This window comes from Paenibacillus rhizovicinus (genome assembly GCF_010365285.1).
GTDB lineage: Bacteria > Bacillota > Bacilli > Paenibacillales > Paenibacillaceae > Paenibacillus_Z > Paenibacillus_Z rhizovicinus.
This window is the reverse complement of record NZ_CP048286.1, coordinates 2,469,508-2,492,566: the sequence shown is the minus strand read 5'-3', so window position 1 is coordinate 2,492,566 and position 23,059 is coordinate 2,469,508. Positions and strand designations below refer to the sequence as shown.

The following is a 23,059-nucleotide window of genomic DNA, read 5'->3' as shown; positions in this document are numbered from 1 at the left end:
TTAACCATCGATTACGATCGTTGCGATAAGGTCGCCGTCCTCCGGGACGGGCGGCCTGTTCGCGCGTCAAGATAACAGGTTCTGAGCAAGAGGCAGCATAACAGAGAAGGGGAAGCCGGGTGAAGAACGTCTTATGAAAACAAAAACAAAACTGACCATCAGCTTCATCGTCCTAATGATCGTATTAATCTTTATTTCCTCCATCAGCTTGCGAAATATATCGGTGCTGGGCGGAAAGCTGGACGAAGTATACGCCAACCGCTATCAGAAGCTGATGCTGGCTTACGACATCCGCGGCTCCGTGAACGAAGTGGCCAAAGGGGTTACGAACATCCTCACCGTGCAAAACGCGGAGACTTTATCCAAGAACGAATCGCTGCTGGCCGACAAGCCGAAGCAGGCGAGGGAGTATTTCGACGAACTGAAGCGGATCGCTTCGACCGAAACCGAGCTGGTGATGCTGAATGACGTGGAGCGCAGCTTCACCGATTACTTCCAATATGCCGCGGAAGTAAAGCGGCTCGTGGCGGCAGGCCGCGGGACGGAGGCGGTCGCCCTTCGCGAGAAGGTGGGCGTCGCCGAACAGGAGAATACGGTTAACCTCATCGATGATCTGACGGCCTATCACCGCAGCGCCACGGACGAGGCCGTCCGATCGGCCAGCAGCGCCAACCGCAGTACGCGAATGATCATGATCGTCACCATGATGGCGGGCATGCTGATCGGAATCGGCACGATGCTGTGGAATACCACCGGCGTGACGCGAAGCCTCAACCGCTTAACCGATATGATCGGGGATTATGCCCGCGGCATGAGTGACCCGGTTTTGCGCAAGCGAGCGGAGACGCCGGACGAATTCGGAACGGTAGCCAAGGCGTTCTTCTCGCTTGCCGACACGCTGGAGCGGAAGACGGAAGCGGAGCAAGCCTACAACAAGAAGATGGAAGAAGAGACGTGGGTGAAGTCCAATCTCGCATCCGTTTCCGTCGCCCTGCAGGAATCCAAGGAACTCGAACAGCTGGGCTTCTTGTTCATGGAGCGGGTCGTCCCGCTTGTCGGGGCCGTTTACGGCGGCCTGTACATCCGCGAAGGCTATGGCCAAGATAACAAGCTGAGGCTGTACGGCGCGTATGCGCCTCAGGATGATACCGCTTTCGAGCAGCAGTTCCGCATGGGCGAAGGGCTTGTCGGGCAATGCGCGCGCAGCGGGCAGCCGATCGCATTGGCGGATATTCCTTCCAACTACCTGCGCATTCGTTCCGGCCTCGGCGGGACGCCGCCGCGTTCGCTGCTGCTCCTGCCGGTTGCTTACCAGAATCAGCAGCTGGCGGTCATTGAACTGGCTTCGCTTGCGCCGATCGACAGCAAACAGCGGGAGCTGTTGACCGATCTCGCGGCAGGCCTCGGCAGCCTGCTGAACAATTTATTCGGCCGGCTCCGAATCGAGGAGCTGCTGCGCGAATCGCAGGTGCTGAGCGAAGAGCTGCAGGCGCAGTCCGAGGAGCTCATCTCGCAGCAGGAGGAGCTGCGGCAATCCAACGACCAGCTGGAAGAGCAGACCCGCTCGCTGAAGAAATCCGAGGAATTGCTGCAGAGCCAGCAGGAAGAACTGGAACAGTCGAACGAGGAACTGCTGAAGAAGACGCATCTGCTGGAGCAGCAAATGCGCAAGACGGAACAGAAGAACGAACAGATCGAACGCACGAAGACGGCGCTGGAGCGCCAGACCGTGCAGCTCGCGCTGTCGTCCAAATACAAGTCCGAGTTCCTTGCCAACATGTCGCATGAGCTGCGGACGCCGCTCAACAGCTTGTTGATTCTGTCCCAGATGCTGATGGACAACAAGGAACGCAATTTGACGGGCAAGCAGATCGAGTTCGCCACGACGATTCATTCATCCGGCGGCGATCTGCTGAAGCTGATCGACGAAATTTTGGATTTATCCAAGATCGGCGCCGGCAAAATGAGCGTCGTCACGGAGCATGTGCCGTTCTCCGACCTGCTGCAGACGATGCGGCGCAGTTTCGGGCCGATGAGCCAGCAGAGAGGGCTCGACTTCGAGCTGACGGTGGAGAAGGATGTGCCGGAGGGATTCTATTCCGACGGTCACCGCGTGAAGCAAGTGCTGAAGAACCTGCTGTCGAACGCCTTTAAGTTCACGCATCGGGGCTCCGTCAGCTTGACGGTTCGCAATGCGCAGGCAGCCGAAGCAGAGCTTGACGCGGATGGCGGCCGCCTGATTGCCTTCGAAGTGCGCGATACGGGCATCGGCATCCCGGAAGAGAAGCAGCAGCTGGTCTTCGAAGCCTTCCAGCAAGTCGACGGCACGACGAGCCGCACATACGGGGGCACCGGCCTTGGCCTCGCCATTAGCCAAGAGCTGGCCGGCCTGCTCGGCGGCAAGCTCTTGCTGGAGAGCAAGGAAGGCGAGGGCAGCGTATTCACGCTGTACCTGCCCGAATATCACGTCGCCTTCCAGAACGGGAAGGACGCGCAGACGGATAGCGACGCGAAGCTCGGCGAGCAGGCCGTCGAGGCAGCCATGCTCGCGAAGCAGGGCCGCCGGGCGCTGAGCGAAGCCGCGATGTCGACAGCCTCCGGCCTGGCTGCACAGAGACCGCTGACGCCGAGCGGAACGAATGCCGGCCTGGTCCGGGCGGCCGCATCCATCGAAGACGACCGCGATTCGATCGAAACGGAGGACCGGGTCGTCCTCATTATCGAGGACGACGAACCGTTCGCACGCGTCCTGCTGGATATGGCGCGCGCGCACGGCTTTAAGGGCATCGTCGCCATGCAGGGCGATATCGGCTTGAACGAAGCTAGGCGCTACAAGCCGGATGCCATCCTGCTCGACATCATGCTGCCGGTCATGGACGGCTGGTCCGTGCTGCATCACCTCAAGCATGACGCCGATACGCGCCATATCCCGGTCCATGTCGTCTCCGTCATGGAAGAAGTGCAGCAAGGACTGGCCATGGGGGCGATCGCATACTTGCGCAAGCCGGCGGAGAAGGAGCGGTTGGAAAGGCTGTTCGTGAAGATGGAGTCCTTCCTTGCCCACGATCTCAAGTATGTGCTGGTTGTCGAAGACGACGCCGCCCAGCGCACGGGCATTATCGAGCTGGTCGGCGGCGAGGACGTTATCGTGAAGGCCGTGTCGTCCGGGGCGGAAGCGATGCGGGAGCTGGAGACGCAGCATTGGGACTGCATGGTGCTCGACCTCGGGCTGCCTGACATCTCCGGCTTCGAATTGCTGGACGGCATCCGCCGGAGCGAGAAGCTGCGCGAGCTGCCCATCATTATTTATACCGGGCGCGATCTCGACAAGAAGGATGAAATCCGGCTGCGCCAATACGCGGAGACGATTATTATCAAGGATGCCAAGTCACCGGAGCGGCTGCTGGACGAGACAACGCTGTTCCTGCATCGCGTCGTAGCGGACTTGCCGGAGGAGAAGCGCACCGTACTGAGGAAGCTTCATAGCGTGGAGACGATTTTCGAAGGAAAGTCCATTCTGATCGTCGACGACGATATCCGAAACGTGTTCGCCTTGTCGAGCGCTCTGGAAGGCTATAAAATGGATATTCATATTGCCGAGAACGGGCGGGAGGCGCTGGAGATGCTTGCGCGGCATCCCGACACGCAGCTGATCCTGATGGATATGATGATGCCCGAAATGGACGGCTACGAAACGATGCGGCATATTCGCGCCATTCCGGAATACGAACGGCTGCCGATGATCGCCATCACGGCGAAGGCGATGAAAGAAGATCGCGATAAATGCATTGAAGCCGGCGCTTCCGACTATATCTCGAAGCCGGTTAATATCGACCAGCTGCTGTCGTTAATGAGGGTGTGGTTATATCAATAGAATAGAGAGAGAAGAGAATAGCATGATGGAAATCAACGATGAATCAAGCAAAGCCGACGAGCGGGAGCAGGTCGAAGCTGCGCTGCTGCTGGAGGGGCTGTACCAGCTGTACGGGTACGATTTTCGCAATTACGCCCCTTCTTCGATCCGCCGCCGCATTTGGCATCGGGTGAGAGCGGAACGGCTGCCGACGATTACGTCCTTGACGGAGAAGGTGCTGCATGACCGGGCGGTCATGAACCGGCTGCTGGCCGACTTGACGATCCACGTAACGGAGATGTTCCGCGATCCGGAAGTGTTCCGGGTATTCCGCGAGCAGGTCGTTCCGCTGCTTCGAACGTATCCGTTTATCCGGATTTGGCATGCCGGCTGTTCCACGGGCGAGGAAGTGTACGCCATGGCCATTCTGCTGAAGGAAGAAGGACTGTACGACAAGTCGCGCATTTATGCAACGGACATGAACGAGCGCGTGCTGGAGACCGCGCGCGAGGGCGTGTATCCGCTCGACCGGATGCAGACGTTCACGCGTAACTACATCGAGGCGGGAGGCAGGGAATCGTTCAGCGATTACTATACGGCCAAATACGATTCCGTGCTGTTCCACAGCGAGCTTAAGAGCAATATCGTGTTCGCGCAGCATAATTTGGTTACGGATCGTTCTTTCAACGAATTCAATATCATTTTCTGCCGCAACGTCATGATCTATTTCAACAAAGAGCTGCAAAATCACGTGCACAGCTTGCTCTTCGAAAGTCTCAGCAACTTCGGCATTCTAGCGCTTGGCACGAAAGAGTCCATTAATTTCACGCGGCATGCCGATGCTTACGAGGAATTGGACGCCCACAGCCGGCTCTATCGCAAAATCAAATCTTGACCGGGAGGTATAAGCATGATTGCATATAGCGGACCGGTTAACATCTTGCTGGTGGATGACCATCCGGATAATTTGCTGGTGTTGGAAGCTGTATTAGGGGATTTGAACTGCAATCTCGTCAAATGTCTTTCCGGCGCGGAAGCGCTGCGATGCCTGCTGAGGGACGAGTTCGCGGTCATTCTGCTGGACGTGCAGATGCCGGAGATGGATGGCTTCGAGACGGCGAGACTGATCAAGTCGCGGAAAAAAACGCAGGAAACGCCGATTATTTTCATTTCGGCGACGAGCAAGGAAGCGGAGCATTTCTTCACCGGCTACGAGGCCGGCGCGATCGATTATATGCTGAAGCCGTTCATGCCGCAGATTCTCAAGGCCAAGATCGAAGGCTTCGTGCGGCTCTACGTCGGCAACAAGACCTTGCAGCTGCAAGCCGAGCTGCTGCAGCAGCAGAAGAGCGAGCTGGAGCGGGGCAACCGCGAGCTGATGCTGACGGCCTACCAGCTGACGAAAACGCAGGCGCTCACGCGCGCCATTCAAGAAACGAGCATGGATACGATGATGACGTTTGACGAGGACGGCATCATATTAACGGTCAACCCCGCGCTCATGGCGATGTTCGGCTACCGCGAGGACGAGGTGCTGGGGCAGCCGGTCGAGATGCTCGTTCCGTGTTTTGCGGGAGGGGCGTTCAAGACAGGCGGAGCCGGTTCGCAAGTACATAACGACGCGGCAAGGAACGGCCTTCATTCTGGCCCGGGGCAGATCATGTCCGTAAGCCACGATGCAGCGCCGGGGCCGGGTGAATGGTTCGACACGACGCCGAGGGCTGACCATGCATCGGCCGTGCCGGATCATGGCAATAGGGAGAGGCTTGTCGGCGGCGGTTCGCTGACAGGGGATCGCAGGCAGCTGAATCCGGTCCGCAAGGATGGCAGCCGTTTCCCCTCGGAAATCCAGATCGGCGTGGCGACCATCGACGATGAGCGCATCTACGCTTGCACCGTCGTCGACATGACGGAGCGCAAACGTTTCGAGCGCGAGCTGATGGCCGCGAAGGAAACGGCGGAGATCGCGGCGCGGGCGAAGACGAATTTTCTCACGATGGTGAGCCATGAGATCCGCACGCCGATGAACGGCGTGCTCGGCATGACGGGGCTGCTGCTCGATACGGAGCTCGACGAGTCGCAGCGCGAGTTCGCTGAAATCATCCGCAAGAGCGGCGAAGCGCTGCTGTCGGTCATCAATGATATTTTGGACTATGCGAAGATCGAGTCGGGTAAGCTGGAATTGGAGCATCTCCCGTTCAAGCTGCCGCATCTGATCGAAGAAACGTTCGACCTGTTCACGGCCAAGTCCAAGCAAAGCCGCCTGGCGCTTACATACGAGGCGGATCCGGCACTGCCGGAGCTGCTTGAAGGGGACGAGATCAAGCTGCGGCAGGTGCTCGTCAATCTGATCGGCAACGCCTTTAAATTTACGGCGCATGGCTCCATTGCCGTCACTACGAAGCTGCTTGCCGCCCAAGAGGAAGCGGTGCGGATCGAATTCGCCGTGACGGATACCGGCGTCGGCATTCCCGGAGATAAGCTGCCGCTGTTGTTTCAGCCTTTCTCGCAGGTCGATACGTCGCTTACGCGGCAGTACGAAGGAACGGGCCTCGGACTAGCGATATGCAAAAACCTGGTCGAAATGATGGGCGGTACCATCGCGGTGGAATCCGATCAGGGGATCGGCACGACGTTCCGTTTCACCGTGCAGCTCCGAACCTGGCAGGCGGCGCGGCATGAGCCGGCCCCGGAAGGAAGCTTCGCGTCGCTTGCTGCGGATGACTTCGAGCTGTGGCAGGAAGCAGAAAGGGATGGCGACAGGAGATTGGCGGCAGACGGGAGACTGGCAGCGGACAAGGAAATGGCAGCGGACAGGGGAATGGGAGGCGACAGGGCAGCTGCCGTGCTCGTCGCCGACGATAACGTCATTAATCAGAAGCTGACATTGACGCTGCTGAATAAACTCGGCGTAGCCGCGGACGTCGCCAGCAACGGCAGCGATGCCGTGGAATTGGCTTATCGACGCAATTACGATTTGATCTTAATGGATATGCGAATGCCGATTATGGACGGGCTAGAAGCAACGCGCCGCCTCTTGGCGTCTGCGCCGCCCGGCCGGGCGCCGGTGGTCGTCGCGATGACGGCGAATGTGATGCCTACGGACCGCGAACGTTGTTTGGAAGCGGGGATGACGGATTTTCTAGTGAAACCGATTCAATTTGAAATGATGAAGCAGGTGCTGAGGCGGCATGGCATCGAACCGGAACAGAAGGAATCATCCGTAGGCCAATAGAGCGCTGCGCCGAGCGCGTACGCGGAAACGAATAGACGAACGTTGAGAGGGCGGCAGCTTGCCGCCCTCTTTTCTATCTACTAGGTATCCATTACAGGTATCCATTACAGGTATCCATTACAGGTCATCGTTGCTGTCATCCATGCAGCAGCGACTCCGCCCCGTCGATGAAGATCGGCGTGCCGGTAATGTGGCTCGATGCGTCGGAAGCCAGGAACAATACCAAGTCGCCGACCTGGGCCGCACGGCCGGGGCCGTGTTCCAATGGCTGGTCGCCTTCGGGATATTCGACCGGAATTTGAATTTCTTCCAGCTCCGGCGTAGGATGCGTATTTTGCCCGATATGCGTCTTGATGGCACCGGGACAGACCGCATTGACGCGAATGCCGTATTGGGCCAGCTCCAAGGCGGCCATTTGCATGAAAGCAACCTGTCCTGCTTTGGAGGTGCTGTACGCGCTCATGCCGAAATTCGAGAACACCCGATTGCCGTTGATGGAGCTCGTGATGACGATGCTGCCGCCTTTCTTCTTCAGAAACGGGACGGCGTATTTGACGGTCAGGAAGGTTCCCTTCAAATTCGTATCGAGCGTCGTGCTCCAATCCTCGTGCGTCATGGATTCAATGGGCGCCAATGTACCGTTGATGCCGGCGTTGGCGAACACGATATCAAGCCGGTCCCATTTGCCTGCTGCTTCCCGGATGGCGTTCTCGACTTCCTCCGGCTTCGAAATATCCGCCTCGACGGCAATGGCTTCGCCGCCGGATTCGTTGATCCGTTTCCGTACGTCGGCGACCCGCTCCTCCTTGATGTCCACGAGCGCAATGCGCGCGCCTTCCTTCGCCAGCCTCAGCGCGGCGGCCCGGCCGATGCCGGATCCTGCTCCGGTAATAACGGCGACTTTGCCGTCTAAGATTCCTTTGTCGTTCGCTGCATGCATAGGTATGATGAGACCTCCATTCCATGGATTGCGAATTGCTCCGCATCTTCTCATACCCGTTTTGTCCTAATTGCAACCAAATATACCTGCCGCCCGCGATCCGCCGAGCTTAACGGATCTTCCTGTATTGCAGCGGCGTCACGCCGAACGACCGCTTGAACAGCTCGATGAATTGCGACGTCGTCGAGAAGCCGCAGTCCATGCCGATCGCGCTGACCGTCTGCGCCGTGTGCAGCAGCCGGTCCTTGGCCGCTTCCAGCCGTTTGCGCAGGATGTACTGGCCTGGCGGAAGGCCGGTCTGCTCCTTGAACAGATGGCGAAAATGATCCTCGCTGTACCCGGACAGCTCTGCAAGCGTGCGAAGCTCGACGGGCTGCGTGAAGTTCTCGTCCAAGTACCGCCTGGCGTAGAAAAGCCGTTCCGGCCGGTGTTCGTCCTGCGGAGCGGCGGTCTCGGACTGGCGTCCCAGCAGCAGGATAATCTCGTTCAGCAAGAGATTCGTCCGCGGGACGTAGTGGGCTTTCTGGGCGAGCAGCTCTTCTTTCATCGTCAGCATGAGCGATAGAACGGTCCGTTCTTCCGTGTCGGCGATCAGGCCGTTCTGCAAGGGCACCGGGAAATCGTCGTAGCGGAAGCCGAAGAAGATGACCTCGGTTTCCTCGTCATGCCGCTCGTCGTGCATATAGTCGGGCCGTGTCATCGTCATGGTGCCGGGCGCGTAAACGAGCGTCCGGCCGCCCAAATTCATCGTTCCGCTCCCCGATACATAGTATACGAGCTCGTAGCAGCTATGCTTGTGGAAATCCACATAGGTGCCGGGTTCATGGGATTTATATAAGAAAAACTCCAGCTTGCCGTTCATGGAAGCTCCCAGCCTTTCGCCGAATCCTGATATTTCATAACCAGTCTATTATAGCGGCGCATGGTTGTCACCTCTATGATAAAAGAGCAGCAACATTACGGATGCGCGGGAGTGATCGACGGTGGCCAACGGGATCGAGCAGGGTTTGACCGAACAGGAAATCAGCCGTTATTGGGAAGACGGATTTCTCGTATTTGACGATATTTTGACCGCGGAGGAAGTGGAGGAGCTGCGTCTCGCTTGCGAACAGCCGCAAATTACGGCGCTCCGCTCGCAGAAGGATTACGAGACGAAGACGGTGCATTCGCTCGGCATTACGGCGCTTCACCCGGCCTTTCTGAAGCTGGCGAAGCATCCGGCGATCGTCGCCAAGCTGATCCCGCTGCTCGGAGCGGACATCGAGCTGCAGCATTCCAAGCTGGCGACGAAGCCGCCGACGAAGGGCGTGGGCATCTTCGCCTGGCATCAGGACTATGCTTTCTACCCGCATACGAACACCGATCTGCTGTCGGTCATGGTCATGCTCGACGATGCGACGCCGGAGAACGGCTGCATGCGGATGGTCAAGGGCAGCCATCGACTGGGGCAGCTGAATCATCTGAGCGACGGGCGGTTCGCGGCGGAATGCCAGGAGAGCCGGTATTGGGAACGGCCGGCCAATCCGAATGATATCGTGCTCATTACCCCGAAAACCGGCGGCATCAGCATTCATCATACCTTGACGCTGCATGGCTCGGATGCGAACGCGTCGGGCAAGCCGCGCCGGGGAATCGTATTCTCGTACCGGGCGTCTGATGCCTATCAGCTGGCCGACACGCTGTTCGACGACACGGGCCTGACGATTTGCGGCAGCAACAAGGGCATCGTGCGCTGCGCGGCTGGCGTCGTAACGCTGCCGTACCGGGGCGGAAACACGCCGTACGGCTCGGCTTGGAATCAAGTCGGCGGGTTCGCATGGGAGAAGAACGGAGAGAACGCGTAGGAGCAGCACACGTACGATTCGCGCACAATTCTCGTATAGATCGCGCTTAGATCGCCCGCGCAGACCGCGCGGACATCGCGCATGACAAAGAGCCATGAAGACCGCGCCGCGCGGTTCATTCATGGCTCTTTGTCATGGGGCGGCAATTCGTATCTGTACGTCCAAGCACGCTCCAATCGGCAAAACAGGCTGTCCCCGATCAAGATCGAGAACAGCCTGATTCATGTGGTTTAATACAGCGTTTGCGTCGCTTCCGGCGTGAACGGACGCAGTTCATCCTGGCGTCCTTCTTTGATTTTCTTCGCCCATGCGGGATCGTTCAGCAAGGCTCTGCCGATGGCGACGAGGTCGAATTCGCCGCGATCGAGCCGTTCCAGCAAGCCGTCGATGCTGACCGCTTCGGCGCCTTTCTTCTCTTTGAACAGACGCGTGAACTCGAGATCGAGTCCGACCGAGCCGACGGTGATCGTCGGTTTGCCCGTCAGCTTCTTCGTCCAGCCTGCCAAATTCAAGTCCTCTCCGTCCGCGAACGCGGGCTCCCAGAAACGGCGCGTCGAGCAGTGGAAGACATCGACGCCGGCGTCGACCAGCGGCTGCAGGAAGCGGCTTAATTCATCCGGCGATTCCGCGAGCTTCGCGTCATAGGCGCCGTCCTTCCATTGGGAGAAGCGCATGATGATCGGAAACTCCGATCCGACGGCGCGTCTGCATGCTTCGACGACTTCCGTCGCGAAGCGGGTCCGTTTCACGAGGTCGCCGCCGTAGCGGTCCGTTCGAACGTTCGTCACGCCCCAGAAGAATTGGTCGATCAGGTACCCGTGGGCGCCATGCAGCTCGATGCCGTCGAAGCCGAGCCGTTTGGCATCGGCCGCCGCCTGAGCATAAGCAGCGATCAGATCGGCGATTTCCGCTTCGGTGAGCGGGTCGCCCACTTGTTCGCCGGCCAGGTTGAGCCCGGAAGGACCGACCGACGGCGCTTCCGGATTCGTGCCGGTGCCGGGCTTGCGCGTCAAGCCGATATGCCACAGCTGCGGAAGGATTTTGCCGCCGGCTTCGTGAACGGCCTTAACGACGCCGGACCAGCCCTCCAAGGCGTTCGTGCCGAAGAAATGCGGCCACTTCGTGCTTGCGCCTGCCGCGGGATGATTGATCAAGGTGCCTTCCGTGACGATCAGGCCGACGCCGTTCTCGGCACGGCGCTTATAGTAGGCCGCCACGTCCTCGCCGGGTACGCCGCCGGGCGAGAAGCCTCGCGTCATGGGGGCCATGACGATGCGATTGTCGAGCGTCAATTTGTCCGAACGGAAAGGCTGGAATAATGCTTTAACGGAATTCGTGCTCATAATAATTCCTCCCTGCAAGTTATTCGGGCATCGTCTGCGCTGCAGTTGTACACCTTCAATGTACCCCTATAAATCGTTAAATTCAATAGAACTAGTCGGCTTAGGAACGTCGGGCTTGTCAGCGGCTTAGCAAATAGAAGCATGCCGAAGAAATTGGCAGCACTTTCCGCGAAATAAACGGATGCGCGCGTTTTCATTGCGATTTTTCGGCGAGAAGCCCGTTTGCGGACATCAGGCCGCTTTTTACAATTCCTGAGGACGGGACTACGATTAGTATCAACAAATGAATGGTATCCATTCCAATATCGCTGAATCCCTTTCGAAGGGGAACGGGGGAACCGCGGGAGGCGCCGATTGCCGGCGTCCGCCCAGGGGTGAATCGCGGGCAGGCATGGCTTGTCCGGGCAGGGCGCTCTCTAGCCCGAATAGGGCAGCTAACCTCGTAAGCGGACCAAGAGAGACAATCAGGCAAATGCGCGGCGGCACTTGTTTCTTTGTGCTGCCCGCGAAGCCGGGAGCGGAGATTTCTCTTCCTCTCGGCTTTTTTATTTTCCAAGAGGAGTGAAGGGACATGCAGGCTGCGCAAGCGGAACAGAATGGACGGACGAAGGTTTTCCTGCAAGAACGCATGGATAGCACGAGGATTGCGAGAGTCGAGTGCTTCCGGTTCGACGGCGAGGCGGCGCGGCTGCTCGTTCCCGGATGCGGCAGCGGCGATTGCTGCGGCATGGTGAAGCTAAGCGCGGCGGAAGGCGACTGGGGTGCCGGCGTCTTTCGCGAATGCCGCTTGAAGGGGGATTTCGTTCAGTGGGCATGCGCCTTTCAGCGGGTGAAGCGCGCGACGCTGGCCGAAGGGCTGCGCGAGGCGCTGCTCAAGCAAGAGAGCTGGGGGAACGCGCGGACCGCGGCGTTTCTGATGGCGCTTCAAGCGCTGGCGTCGGGCAGCGCGTTCAGATCCGGGACGGGAGCCGCGGGACCGCTTCCCGCTAGCTTTGGCGATCCGGCGTACTGCTTCCGGCATGCCGAAGCGTACGTCATTTTCTGATTCGGCGGCAGCGGATTGGCGGCACGGGGAGGGAAAGAGCCTCATTTTTATGTTTTTTTTACACCTGGAGCGGAATCTCTTTACCCCGAATTTATGGGAAACGGGATTAAGATGACTTTAGGCAAACGCGAGAGCGAGGGACAGGAGGCAGAAGCGTGAACGGACAAGAGCTTGAAACGAGCCCGGCATGGGCGCCGACATCGCCACAGACACAGATATCGACATCGCAACAGACACAGATCCAGACATCGACGCAGACTCAGACATCGGCATCGGCATCGGCGCCGGAAACGATCGTAGTCCCGTCCTTAACGAAGGCCGGCGAACATTTCATCAAGCAGCTGATGGCGAAGGGCGTGCCGTTCACGGCCGTAACGAACAGCGCCGCCGAGCGGCAGCGGCTCTCCAAGCTCGGAGCAAGGTCCATCCTGCTGGTCAATACGATCGATGCGGATGAATGGCAGTCGCCGGATTTTCCCGTCGGCAAGGTGTTTCTGTTCGAAAGCAGCCTGTCGCTCTGCTGCAGATATTTGCGCATGGTGCGCCAGTGGACCGATCGGACGGTGCATGTCATCACAAGCCGAACGAATGGCCGGCTGATCTACAAGAGCCTTGGCGCCGATCAAATCACGCATTCCCAAACCGGGAGCGTAGCTTTTCTGCTGGACGCGCATAATACGGCAGTCTATGGAAAATCGTAACGAATGCGAGAGAGGTTATGGAGGAGGTTGCGCGGATGGTGAACGATTTTACGATGGTCGTCTTGGTGACGATCGTATTCGGACTGTTTTGGGGTTTTAAGAAATTTTGCGAGCGCGCATAAGATGATGCTTCCGAAGGAGGAAACGCCATGATCACAATGGGAATTATCGCCATCGCGCTATTGATCTATCTCGGGTTCGTGTTGGTGAAACCGGAGAAATTTTAAGCCTTGAAATACAAGCAAGCCTAAGCTTCCGCTTACCCTTAAGCTTGTATTTCCCCGGAACGAAACGCTCCGCGCCGCCGGAAGGAGGGCGACAGCCGTTTCGCCTTGCAAGGCTGCTTCTATAACGAGGAGGATATTTGAATATGGCTATGGGATTCGTACAAGTCGCCATTACGCTGGCGATCGTCATGCTGCTGGTCAAACCGGTCGGCACCTATCTTGTAAAAGTCTTTGCGCAGGAACGCACGGGGCTGGACCGGGTATTCGGTCCGATCGAGCGGCTGCTCTACCGGATCGCGGGCGTGCGCGAAGGAGAGTCCATGGGCTGGCGCGCTTACTTAAGCGCCGTGCTGCTGTCCAATTTTGTCATGCTGCTTCTATGTTATCTGGTATTGCGCCTTCAGAGTTATCTGCCGCTGAACCCGGACGGCATCGGAAATATGCCCGCAGGTCAGGCGTTCAATACGGCGGTATCGTTCATGACCAATACGAACTGGCAATCGTACAGCGGCGAGAACGGATTATCGTATCTGTCGCAATTGCTGGTGATTACGTTCTCGATGTTTACATCGGCGGCGACGGGCTTCGCGGTGGCGATTGCCTTCATTCGCGGCTTGATCGGCCGCAAGGACGACCTCGGCAACTTCTACGTCGACGTCATTCGTTCCATTACGCGCGTATTTCTGCCGCTTGCCTTCTTGGTTGCGCTGTTCCTGGTGTTTCAGGGGGTACCGCAAACGCTGCTCGGCGCCGTTCACGCTTCGACGCTGGACGGGGGAGAACAGACGATAACCCGCGGCCTCATTGCATCGCTCGAGTCGATCAAGCATCTTGGCACGAACGGCGGCGGCTGGATGGGCACCAATGCGGCGCATCCGTTCGAGAACCCGACGGCGCTGACGAATTTGGTCCATATTCTTTGCATGATGCTGCTGCCTACGGCGCTGATTTACGCGTTCGGTCTGATGATCCGCAATAAGAAACAAGGCTGGGCCGTGTTCGGCGCGATGAGCGTCATCTTCCTGGTCATGCTGGTGACCGTGTTCGTCGCGGAATACAAAGGCGTCGGCGCATTGGATGCCATGGGCGTTCACGGGAACATGGAAGGCAAGGAAGTGCGGTTCGGCATCTCGGAATCCGCATTGTTCACGACCGTAACGACGGCGGCTACGACAGGCAGCGTCAACAACATGCATGAATCGCTGACTCCGCTTGGCGGATTCACGGCACTTGCCGAAATGATGCTTAATAATGTATTCGGCGGCAAGGGCGTCGGCCTTCTTAATGGGTTATTGTATCTTATCCTATCCATATTTATATGCGGCCTGATGGTCGGACGAACGCCGGAATTTCTTGGCAAGAAAATCGAAGGCAAGGAAGTGAAGCTCGCTTCCATCGCCCTGCTGATCCACCCGCTCATCATATTGGCGCCGACGGCCATCGCGTTCCTCAGTTCGAGCGCGCAGTCGTCCATCTCGAACGGCGGCATGCACGGCTTGTCGGAGGTGCTCTATGCGTTCACATCGGGCGCAGCCAATAATGGCTCGGCCTTCGGCGGCCTGAACGCCAATACGGACTTTTACAATATCGGCATCGGCGTCGTCATGCTGCTCGGCCGTTACGTCTCGATCACGGCCATGATCGCAATCGCGGGCTCGCTGGCAGTCAAACGCGTCGTGCCGGTGACGACAGGAACGCTCCGGACGAACACGGCGTTGTTCTCGGGCATCCTGCTGGTCATCATCCTGGTCATCGGAGCACTAACGTTCTTCCCAGCACTGGCGCTGGGCCCAATCGCAGAACACCTGGCAATGCCTAAGTAATAAATAACAGGCCGACGAGCGTGCAAGACCGCGAGTCAAGCCTTCTGCTTTACGAGTTTAAAGATTGTAAAGAGTGACCGAAGGTCGGCAGAGAGTCGGAAAAACGAAGTGGTCGCCTTTGTAATCGGATATAAACCTCTAAATGTCTTATGAAATGAAATATATCCGAGTACAACAGCGATTGGAGACCTTTGCCGACCGTAGGGAATAACTTTATCCAAGCTTTATAAGGAGGATCACCATGGAGGCCAGCAAAAAAACGTATTCAGGAGAAATCATCGTCCAAGCGGCCGCGGACGCGTTCAAGAAGCTGAACCCCGCGGTCATGATCAAGAATCCGGTCATGTTCATCGTCGAAGTCGGGACGCTGATCACCTTCTTGCTCTCGATCAAGCCGGATCTCTTCGCCGCGGGCGGTTCCGGCCGGGGCTATAATATCGCCGTGTTCATCATCCTGCTCTTCACCGTGCTGTTCGCGAACTTCGCCGAAGCGCTGGCGGAAGGCCGAGGCAAGGCGCAAGCGGATACGCTGCGCAAGACCAAGTCGGAGACGACGGCCAAGGTCGTCCAGAAAGACGGCTCGCTGAAGCAAGTATCGTCCACGCAGCTGCGCAAAGGGGACATCGTCCGCGTCGATACCGGGGAGATGATCCCGACCGACGGCGAGATCGTCGAAGGGCTCGCGTCCATCGACGAATCGGCCATTACCGGCGAGTCCGCGCCGGTCATCAAGGAAGCCGGCGGCGACTTCTCGTCCGTTACCGGCGGTACGAGGGTCGTATCGGACTTCATCGTCGTGAAAGTCATGACGGATCCCGGCGAGTCGTTCCTCGATCGGATGATCGCGCTCGTCGAAGGCGCCAAACGGCAGAAGACGCCGAATGAAATCGCATTGACGACGCTGCTCGCCGTGCTCACGATGATCTTCTTGATCGTCATCGTCACGATGGTGCCGATGGCGGACTATCTCAACGTCCATCTGGACATCGCGACGCTCATCGCCCTGCTCGTGTGCTTGATCCCTACGACGATCGGCGGCCTGCTATCCGCGATCGGGATTGCCGGCATGGACCGCGTCACGCAGTTTAACGTGCTCGCGATGTCGGGCAAGGCGGTTGAAGCCGCCGGCGATATCGACACGCTCATCCTGGATAAGACCGGTACGATTACGTACGGCAACCGGATGGCATCGGAGTTCGCGCCTGTTAGCGGCGTATCGGCGCAGGAGATGGCAACGGCGGCGCTGCGGGCTTCATTGAAAGACGAAACGCCGGAAGGACGTTCCATCGTGGAGCTGGCGCTCAAGCTGGGCACGGTGCCGGGCCATCCCGGCGACGAAGCGGCCGAACCGGTCGAATTCACGGCCGAGACGCGGATGTCCGGCCTCGACCTGGCGGACGGCACGAAGATTCGCAAAGGCGCCGTCGACGCGATGAAACGCTATATTACGGCTCAAGGCGGCAGCATACCCGGCGGATTGGACGACATTGCGAACCGTATTGCCAAGGCAGGCGGAACGCCGCTGGCGGTTGCCATCGGCGATAAGATTTACGGGGTCATTTACTTGAAGGATACCGTGAAGCCGGGGCTGAAGGAACGGTTCGCGGAGATGAGGGGCATGGGCATCAAGACGATCATGTGTACCGGCGACAATCCGCTGACGGCTGCGACGATCGCGCTGGAAGCGGGCGTCGACGACTTCATCGCGGAAGCGAAGCCGGAGGACAAAATCGCCGCCATCCGCAAAGAACAGATGGAAGGCAAGCTCGTCGCGATGACGGGCGACGGTACGAACGATGCGCCGGCGCTGGCGCAAGCCGACGTGGGACTCGCGATGAACTCCGGCACGATGGCGGCGAAGGAAGCGGCCAACATGATCGATCTCGATTCCGATCCGACGAAGCTGCTGTCCGTCGTCTCGATCGGCAAGCAGCTGCTCATTACGCGCGGCGCGCTGACGACGTTCTCGATTTCCAACGACATCGCGAAATATTTTGCCATCATTCCGGCGATGTTCATCCTGGCGATGCCGCAGCTGCAGTCGCTCAACATCATGAACCTGGCTTCGCCGAAGTCGGCCATTCTGTCGGCGCTGATCTTCAATGCGATCATTATCCCGCTGCTCATTCCGATCGCGATGAAAGGCGTCAAATACCGTGCCATGAGCGCGGACCGGCTGCTGACGCGCAACGTGCTGCTGTACGGAATCGGCGGAGTTATCGTGCCGTTCATCGGAATCAAAATCATCGATCTCGTACTGCATGGCCTAAATCTCGCCTAAAATGAAAGAAGAGGAGTCCTTCGACGATGAAATCGATAGTAACCGCGATCCGCGTTTCCATAGTGCTGATGTTAATTTGCGGCTTTATATACCCGCTCGTGACGACCGGTTTTGCGCAAGTGCTGTTCCCGAAGCAGGCTGACGGAAGCCTGATGGTTTCCGCCGACGGCACCGTCCTCGGCTCGAAGCTGCTGGCCCAGAACGTGGAGTCGCCGAAGCTGTTCCACCCCCGGGCGTCGAACGCCAAGTACGACCCGACCGCTTCGGCCGGCTCTAACCGCGCGGTCGCGACGACGGAATACGTGAAGGAAATGGAAGAGAGGGTCGCCGCCGTGAAGGCCGACAATCCGGAATTGACGGATATCCCGGCCGACCTCGTGACCGTATCGGGTTCGGGCTTCGACCCGGATCTGTCGCCGGAAGCGGCGAAGGCGCAGGTGCCGCGAATCAGCAAGGCGACCGGCATGAGCGCGGACGCGCTGAATAAGCTGATCGACGAAGTGGCGAACAGCCGCCAGCTGGGCATATTCGGCGAACCCCGGGTGAACGTGAACGCGCTCAACACGGAACTTATGCAGCAGATCAAGCTTTAATCGCAACGATGACGCAGCCGCTCCCGCTTGGCCGGGGGTGGCTTTGTCTGCATCTTGCATCGGTTGAGGGGGAGACGGATATGGAGAATTTCAAGCGCAAAACGCCGGAGGAAATATTGCAGTCCATCTCCAAGCTGCACCGGGGGACGCTCAAGATTTACATCGGACCGGTCAGCGGTTCGGGGAAAACGTACCATATGCTGCGGGAGGGCCAGACGCTGCTTCAACAAGACGTGGACGTTGTCATCTGCGCGGTCTCGACGCTGCAGCGGCCGGAGACGGTGGAGCAGATCGGAGAATTGGAGCGGGTGCCGAGCATTCATTGGTATAAGAACGGAACGGAATACAAGGATCTCAATCTGGATGCGCTGGTGGCGCGCAATCCGGAGGTCGTGCTGGCCGACGGGCTGGCGCACCGGAACCGGCCGGACGCGCGGTTCCCGACACGCTTGGAAGATATCAAGTTTCTGTTGAGCCGCGGCATCAGCGTGATTACGACGGTTAACGTGTATGAATTGGAAGGCTACACGGAGCTCGCCCATAGGATGACGGGCATCGAGGCGACGCATACGGTGCCCGCCGATACGCTGGAATTGGCCGATGAAGTCAGGCTGATCGACGTCACGCCGGAGACGATTCTGAACCGGCTGGCGGAAGGGCATTTGCTGGGCTGCAAGGACATGGCGGTGTTCAAACGGGGAAATCTCGGCGTCCTGCGCGAGCTTGCGCTGCGTCTTGTTGCCGAGGACGTAAGCGATTCGCTGCGGGAGTACCGGGAGGAACTGGGGCTCGTCGGACCGGCCGGAACGGTAGAACGGATTCTGGTTTCGGCGCAATACCATTGGAACGGGTCGATCTATGTCCGCCGCGGACAGCAAATCGCCAAGCGGTTGAACGGCGAGCTGATGGTGGTTACGTTTCGCCAGATGAAGAGCTCGTTGTCCAAGGAAGCGGCCGCTTTTCGCCGAAGCATCATGAAGCTGGTCGAGAAGGTAGGCGGCAGCTTCGAAGAGCTGCCCTTCCGGAATCGCCGTTCGATTCCGAGGACGATCGTGGATTATGCGGCGCGGCATGGCGTGACCCGTATCGTCATGGGACATTCGAAACATACGCGTTGGCAGGAGATCTGGCAGGGCTCCGTCATCGCTCGTCTGTTGAAGCTTGCGCGGAACATGGATGTATTTCTCGTTGCGGACCGGGCGGAGTATGAAGGCGAACGCGTGCTGCCGGCCAAATTCGCTTCCGCCGAGGAGCGGCAGCGGTACCGGCGGTTAAGCGAGAAGGAAGTGACCGAGCGGATCGGGGAAATCAAGCGGGGCACGTTCAAAGTGTATATCGGGGCCGCGCCCGGCGTCGGCAAGACGTACAGGATGCTGCGGGACGGCAATGATCTGCTGCGCAAAGGCATCGATGTGCGCATCGGCCTTCTGGAAACGCACGGCAGACAGGAGACGCTCGCCCAGATCTCCCAATTGCCGCTGATTCCGAGACTGCAGACGGTGTACCAAGGCATCTCGCTCGAGGAAATGGATACGGATGCCATCATTCAGGGCTGCCCCGAAGTCGTGCTCGTCGACGAGCTGGCGCATACGAACGTGCCGGGCAGCAAGAACAAGAAGCGATACGAGGACGTCCTGGAACTGCTGGATGCCGGCATCTCGGTCATTACGACCGTGAACGTGCAGCATCTGGAGAGTCTGAACGACGCGGTGGAGCAGATCACGGGCATCCGCGTGCGGGAAACGGTGCCCGATAGTATCCTGCAGCTGGCGGATGAAGTACAATTGATTGACGTTGCCCCCGAGGCGCTGCGAAATCGGATGCGCGAGGGCAAGATCTATGCTAGACCCAAGATTGACCAGGCGTTGTCCAATTTCTTCAAAACCGGCAACCTTATCGCGCTGCGCGAGCTGGCGCTGCGGGAAATCGCCGACGACGTCGATGAACGGCTGGAGTCGCTGGAGCGGAACAACTCGCTTCGCGGCCCGTGGCGGAGACGGGAATCGATCTTCGTCTGCGTTAACGACACGCCCCATGCCCAGCGGCTGGTGCGGCGCGGTTTTCGGACGGCTTATCGGCTCAAGGCGCAATGGAGCGTCAATTACGTGCGAGTCGGAGAGCGGCAGAACGGCGGGGATGCGGCGCCGAATCCAAGTCCCAATCTGGAGGCGCTGGAGCGGCTGACCGTTCGGCTGGGCGGCAAGTTCATCGTCCATTACGCCGAATCCCGCAAAGAGATCGCGGAAGTGTTGTCGGCGAACGCGGACAAGGCGGAGGCGACGCAGCTCATTATCGGTCAATCCCAGGTTTCCTGGTGGGAGATGTTCCTGCACGGCTCGGTCGTGAAGAAGCTGATCGGCCTGTCCAGGATGAGAGATATATTGATCGTCGCGGATTACGGTACGAAAGAGGGTGAGGAGCGTCGAGGCAACCGTTGAACGTAGAAAAAAACTTGCGCTGCTGCCTTATGCATGGATCACGATCGGCGTCGCGGCGCTGTCCGTCGTTCTGCATGAATTCGGTTTCGCTTTCGATGCCGTCAACATCGCGCTGATGTATTTGTTCCCGGTGCTCTTCAGCGCCGTGTATTGGGGACTTGTCCCCTCCTTCTATGCCGCAGCCGCCGGCGTGCTGGCGTTCGATTATTTCTTCGTGCCGCCGTTCCTCAGCTTCAGCGTGGAGGATCTGCGGTACTTGCTTTCTTTTGCCGTCTACTTGGCGGTGGCGGCGCTGACCGCCACGCTCGCGGCCCGGCTGAAGCAGCAGGTGAAGCTGTCGAAGGAGCGGGAGGCGCATACGGCCGCGCTCTATTCGCTGAGCCGGCAGATGGCGGCAGTCGGCGAGATCAAGACGCTGCTTGAAAATATCGCGCTCCAGGTGTCCGTTACCGTGCAGGCGCAAATCGCGATCTACATGCCGGATGCGCGATCCGAGCTGGCACGGACGGCGTACTCGCCCGGCGACCATGGCTTCGGCGAAGGGGAATCCGCCATGGTCATTGCCAAATGGACCTTCGAGCATGGCCGGATGGCCGGCAGGGGGACGGAAACGCTGGGCGAGTTTCCGGGCTTGTTCGTTCCTTTGCGGACGGAAGAGAGGACGTACGGCGTCTTGGCCGTTCGCGCGGACGCCGGAGCGCTGTCGGCCGAGAGCCGTCATCTGCTGGAAGCGTTCGGCGGACTGGCGGCGACGGCGATCGCGCGCGTCAAGCTGAGCGAGGAAGCCAAGCTGGCTCAGCTGACGGCCGAGTCCGAGCGCATTCGGACCGCGCTGCTGGACTCCGTATCGCATGAGCTCCGCACGCCGCTTGCCACCGTCATCGGCTCGGCGACGGGTCTGATCGACGGAGAAGACGTCTTCTCGTCCGATGACCGCCGGGAGCTGCTCGTTACGATTCGCGACGGCGCCTTGCGCATGAACCGGCTCGTCACGAACCTGCTCGGCATGGTCAAGCTGGAGAGCGGCATGCTTGCGTTGCGCCGGGACTGGGTCGATGCCGAGGATATGATCGGCGTGGTGCTGTCCCAGGTACGAGGCTTTGTGGGCGAGCGGCGGATCGAGGTGCGGATACAGGAGCCGACGCCGTATTTTCCGGGCGACGAAGTGCTGCTGGAGCAGGTGCTCGTCAACGTCGTCAGCAACGCGATCAAATATTCGCCCGACGGCAGCGAGGTGGTCATTGCCGTTCGGCAGTCCGGCTCATGGGTCCGGATTTCGGTGGCAGACAACGGCATCGGCATCGGCGAGGAGGATCGGGAACGGATTTTCGATAAATTTTACCGCGGGCCCGGATCGAACGGCACGACCGGGACGGGACTCGGGCTCGCGATTTGCAAAGGCATCGTGGAAGCCCACGGCGGCACGATCACGGCGGCTCCCCGCGCGGAGAGAGGCACGGTGGTGACCGTCGCGCTTCCGGCAGGCAAGCCGGAATTGCCGGAGGGCTGGCAGCGGGAAGAGGAGGAACAACAATGACGACAGAAACCGGTGCGCGCATTCTCGTCGTGGACGACGAACCGCAAATCCGCAAACTGCTCAAAGTCACGCTGAAGGCGCATCATTTCGACGTGCTGGAGGCGGAAACGGGAGAGGACGGCATCTATCAGGCCAGCATCAACCATCCCGATTTGATCGTGCTGGATCTGGGGCTGCCGGACGTGTCCGGCATGACGGTGCTGAACCGAATCCGCGAGTGGTCGCGCATTCCCATCATCGTGCTGACGGCGAAGGATCGCGAGGCGGACAAAATCGAAGCGCTCGACGGCGGCGCGGACGACTACGTCACGAAGCCGTTCGGCATGGGCGAGCTCGTAGCGCGAATCCGCGTTGCCCTCCGCCATTCGGGTAACGCGCAGCAGGAGCCCGTCCTTCGTTTCGGCCGTCTCGTCATCGACCTTGCGCAGCGTCTCGTGGAACTGGACGGCACAAGGGTCAAGCTGACGCCGACCGAGTATGAGCTGCTCAAAGTACTCGCGTCCAACGCAGGCAAAGTCATCACCCAAAGGCAGCTGCTGCAGCAAGTATGGGGCGGCCACCATCACGAGTCGGATACGCATTACCTGCGCATCTACATCGGCCATCTGCGCAAGAAGCTGGAAGAAGACCCAACCAGACCGACGTTCATCGAGACGGAGCCGGGGATTGGGTATCGGTTCTTGCTGCAGGAGCAGGCGAAGTAGCGATCATAATGTCCGCGCTTCGACTGTCGCTAACGAACCGTACGGCGTGCAGAAACTGCCGCTAACGACGAACCGTACGGCGTGCAGAAACTGCCGCTAACGAACCGTACGGCATGCAGAAACTGTCGCTAACAACGAACCGTACGGCATGCAGAAACTGCCGCTAACGAACCGTACACGTCTTAAACCACCCAAACTGCCGCCAAAAACAGGCTAACGAATCCAGCACGCCTTATTGTGGCCAAAACGGCTCACATCAAGGAGAAAAAGTCCAAATAGCGCTGCTGGGGTTCGTTAGCATGCAAAAAACAGAATGTAGGGGCAAATAGCGCCAACTGGATTCGTTAGCATCGGTAACTTTCCATTCAAAGCGATTAGCGTACAACTAACTAATCAAGGCACCAAGCCGCGCAAGAACAACACCTGAAAGTGTGTCCGCAGGACGAAAACGAGCTCTCCACAAATGCAACTTCGAAGACGGCCCCGCAGCAGGCA

17 protein-coding genes and 1 riboswitch are annotated in these 23,059 nt (G+C 58.8%); of the genes, 14 read left to right on the top strand and 3 right to left on the bottom strand.

The features are described 5' to 3' along the window. The first annotated feature begins 133 nt into the window (after window positions 1-133). The 3 genes from GZH47_RS11320 to GZH47_RS34615 are packed head-to-tail and all read left to right on the top strand — an operon-like array spanning window position 134 to window position 7,088. Window positions 134-3,874 (top strand): response regulator, encoded by a 3,741-nt coding sequence (locus GZH47_RS11320; RefSeq protein WP_162640182.1) that lies wholly within the window; start codon window positions 134-136, stop codon window positions 3,872-3,874. A 22-nt stretch (window positions 3,875-3,896) separates the two neighbouring features. Next, window positions 3,897-4,748, top strand: coding sequence for a CheR family methyltransferase (locus GZH47_RS11315; protein ID WP_162640181.1), 852 nt, complete (start codon window positions 3,897-3,899; stop codon window positions 4,746-4,748). Between the two features lie 15 nt (window positions 4,749-4,763). Next, window positions 4,764-7,088, top strand: a complete 2,325-nt coding sequence (locus GZH47_RS34615; RefSeq protein ID WP_162640180.1) for a response regulator — start codon at window positions 4,764-4,766, stop codon at window positions 7,086-7,088. A 136-nt stretch (window positions 7,089-7,224) separates the two neighbouring features. Here GZH47_RS34615 and GZH47_RS11305 read toward each other — a convergent pair whose 3' ends face one another. Together GZH47_RS11305 and GZH47_RS11300 are read right to left on the bottom strand one after the other, a co-directional pair. Next, window positions 7,225-8,028 carry an SDR family oxidoreductase gene (locus GZH47_RS11305; protein ID WP_162640179.1) on the bottom strand — a complete coding sequence of 268 codons (804 nt, stop codon included), beginning with the start codon at window positions 8,026-8,028 and terminating at the stop codon, window positions 7,225-7,227. Between the two features lie 109 nt (window positions 8,029-8,137). Next, on the bottom strand, window positions 8,138-8,890 hold the full coding sequence (locus GZH47_RS11300; RefSeq protein WP_162640178.1) for an AraC family transcriptional regulator: 753 nt from the start codon (window positions 8,888-8,890) through the stop codon (window positions 8,138-8,140). 121 nt (window positions 8,891-9,011) lie between these two features. Between GZH47_RS11300 and GZH47_RS11295 the strand changes: the two genes are divergently transcribed. Both GZH47_RS11295 and GZH47_RS11290 read left to right on the top strand, forming a co-directional pair. Beyond that, window positions 9,012-9,872: a phytanoyl-CoA dioxygenase family protein gene (locus tag GZH47_RS11295; protein WP_162640177.1), complete on the top strand. Its 861-nt coding sequence runs from the start codon at window positions 9,012-9,014 to the stop codon at window positions 9,870-9,872. 81 nt (window positions 9,873-9,953) lie between these two features. After that, window positions 9,954-10,106, top strand: coding sequence for a hypothetical protein (locus GZH47_RS11290; RefSeq protein ID WP_162640176.1), 153 nt, complete (start codon window positions 9,954-9,956; stop codon window positions 10,104-10,106). Here GZH47_RS11290 and GZH47_RS11285 read toward each other — a convergent pair. Continuing rightward, window positions 10,103-11,215 (bottom strand): NADH:flavin oxidoreductase, encoded by a 1,113-nt coding sequence (locus GZH47_RS11285; RefSeq protein ID WP_162640175.1) that lies wholly within the window; start codon window positions 11,213-11,215, stop codon window positions 10,103-10,105. The genes GZH47_RS11290 and GZH47_RS11285 overlap by 4 nt on opposite strands. A gap of 296 nt (window positions 11,216-11,511) precedes the next feature. Further along, window positions 11,512-11,680, top strand: a riboswitch (cyclic di-AMP (ydaO/yuaA leader). Between the two features lie 106 nt (window positions 11,681-11,786). Here GZH47_RS11285 and GZH47_RS11280 point away from each other — a divergent pair. From GZH47_RS11280 to GZH47_RS11240, 9 genes are all read left to right on the top strand, one after another. Further along, a complete protein-coding gene (locus GZH47_RS11280; protein WP_162640174.1) occupies window positions 11,787-12,260 on the top strand; it encodes a hypothetical protein in 474 nt (157 codons plus the stop codon). Between the two features lie 155 nt (window positions 12,261-12,415). Continuing rightward, entirely contained in the window at window positions 12,416-12,961 is a 546-nt protein-coding gene (locus tag GZH47_RS11275; RefSeq protein ID WP_225446445.1) for a hypothetical protein, read from the top strand. A gap of 149 nt (window positions 12,962-13,110) precedes the next feature. After that, window positions 13,111-13,188 (top strand): K(+)-transporting ATPase subunit F, encoded by a 78-nt coding sequence (kdpF, locus tag GZH47_RS34610; RefSeq protein ID WP_162645188.1) that lies wholly within the window; start codon window positions 13,111-13,113, stop codon window positions 13,186-13,188. 149 nt (window positions 13,189-13,337) lie between these two features. Then, complete coding sequence (gene kdpA / locus GZH47_RS11265) at window positions 13,338-15,011, top strand: potassium-transporting ATPase subunit KdpA (RefSeq protein WP_162645187.1); 1,674 nt, start codon at window positions 13,338-13,340, stop codon at window positions 15,009-15,011. Window positions 15,012-15,252: 241 nt separating this feature from the next. Next, window positions 15,253-17,292 (top strand): potassium-transporting ATPase subunit KdpB, encoded by a 2,040-nt coding sequence (gene kdpB, locus GZH47_RS11260; RefSeq protein ID WP_162640173.1) that lies wholly within the window; start codon window positions 15,253-15,255, stop codon window positions 17,290-17,292. Between the two features lie 26 nt (window positions 17,293-17,318). Continuing rightward, on the top strand, window positions 17,319-17,885 hold the full coding sequence (gene kdpC / locus GZH47_RS11255; RefSeq protein ID WP_162640172.1) for a potassium-transporting ATPase subunit KdpC: 567 nt from the start codon (window positions 17,319-17,321) through the stop codon (window positions 17,883-17,885). 80 nt (window positions 17,886-17,965) lie between these two features. Beyond that, window positions 17,966-20,323, top strand: coding sequence for a universal stress protein (locus GZH47_RS11250; RefSeq protein WP_162640171.1), 2,358 nt, complete (start codon window positions 17,966-17,968; stop codon window positions 20,321-20,323). Next, window positions 20,298-21,860 (top strand): ATP-binding protein, encoded by a 1,563-nt coding sequence (locus GZH47_RS11245; protein ID WP_225446444.1) that lies wholly within the window; start codon window positions 20,298-20,300, stop codon window positions 21,858-21,860. Before GZH47_RS11250 ends, GZH47_RS11245 begins: the two co-directional genes overlap by 26 nt. Further along, window positions 21,857-22,564, top strand: coding sequence for a response regulator (locus GZH47_RS11240; RefSeq protein ID WP_162640170.1), 708 nt, complete (start codon window positions 21,857-21,859; stop codon window positions 22,562-22,564). Before GZH47_RS11245 ends, GZH47_RS11240 begins: the two co-directional genes overlap by 4 nt. Window positions 22,565-23,059 lie beyond the last annotated feature (495 nt).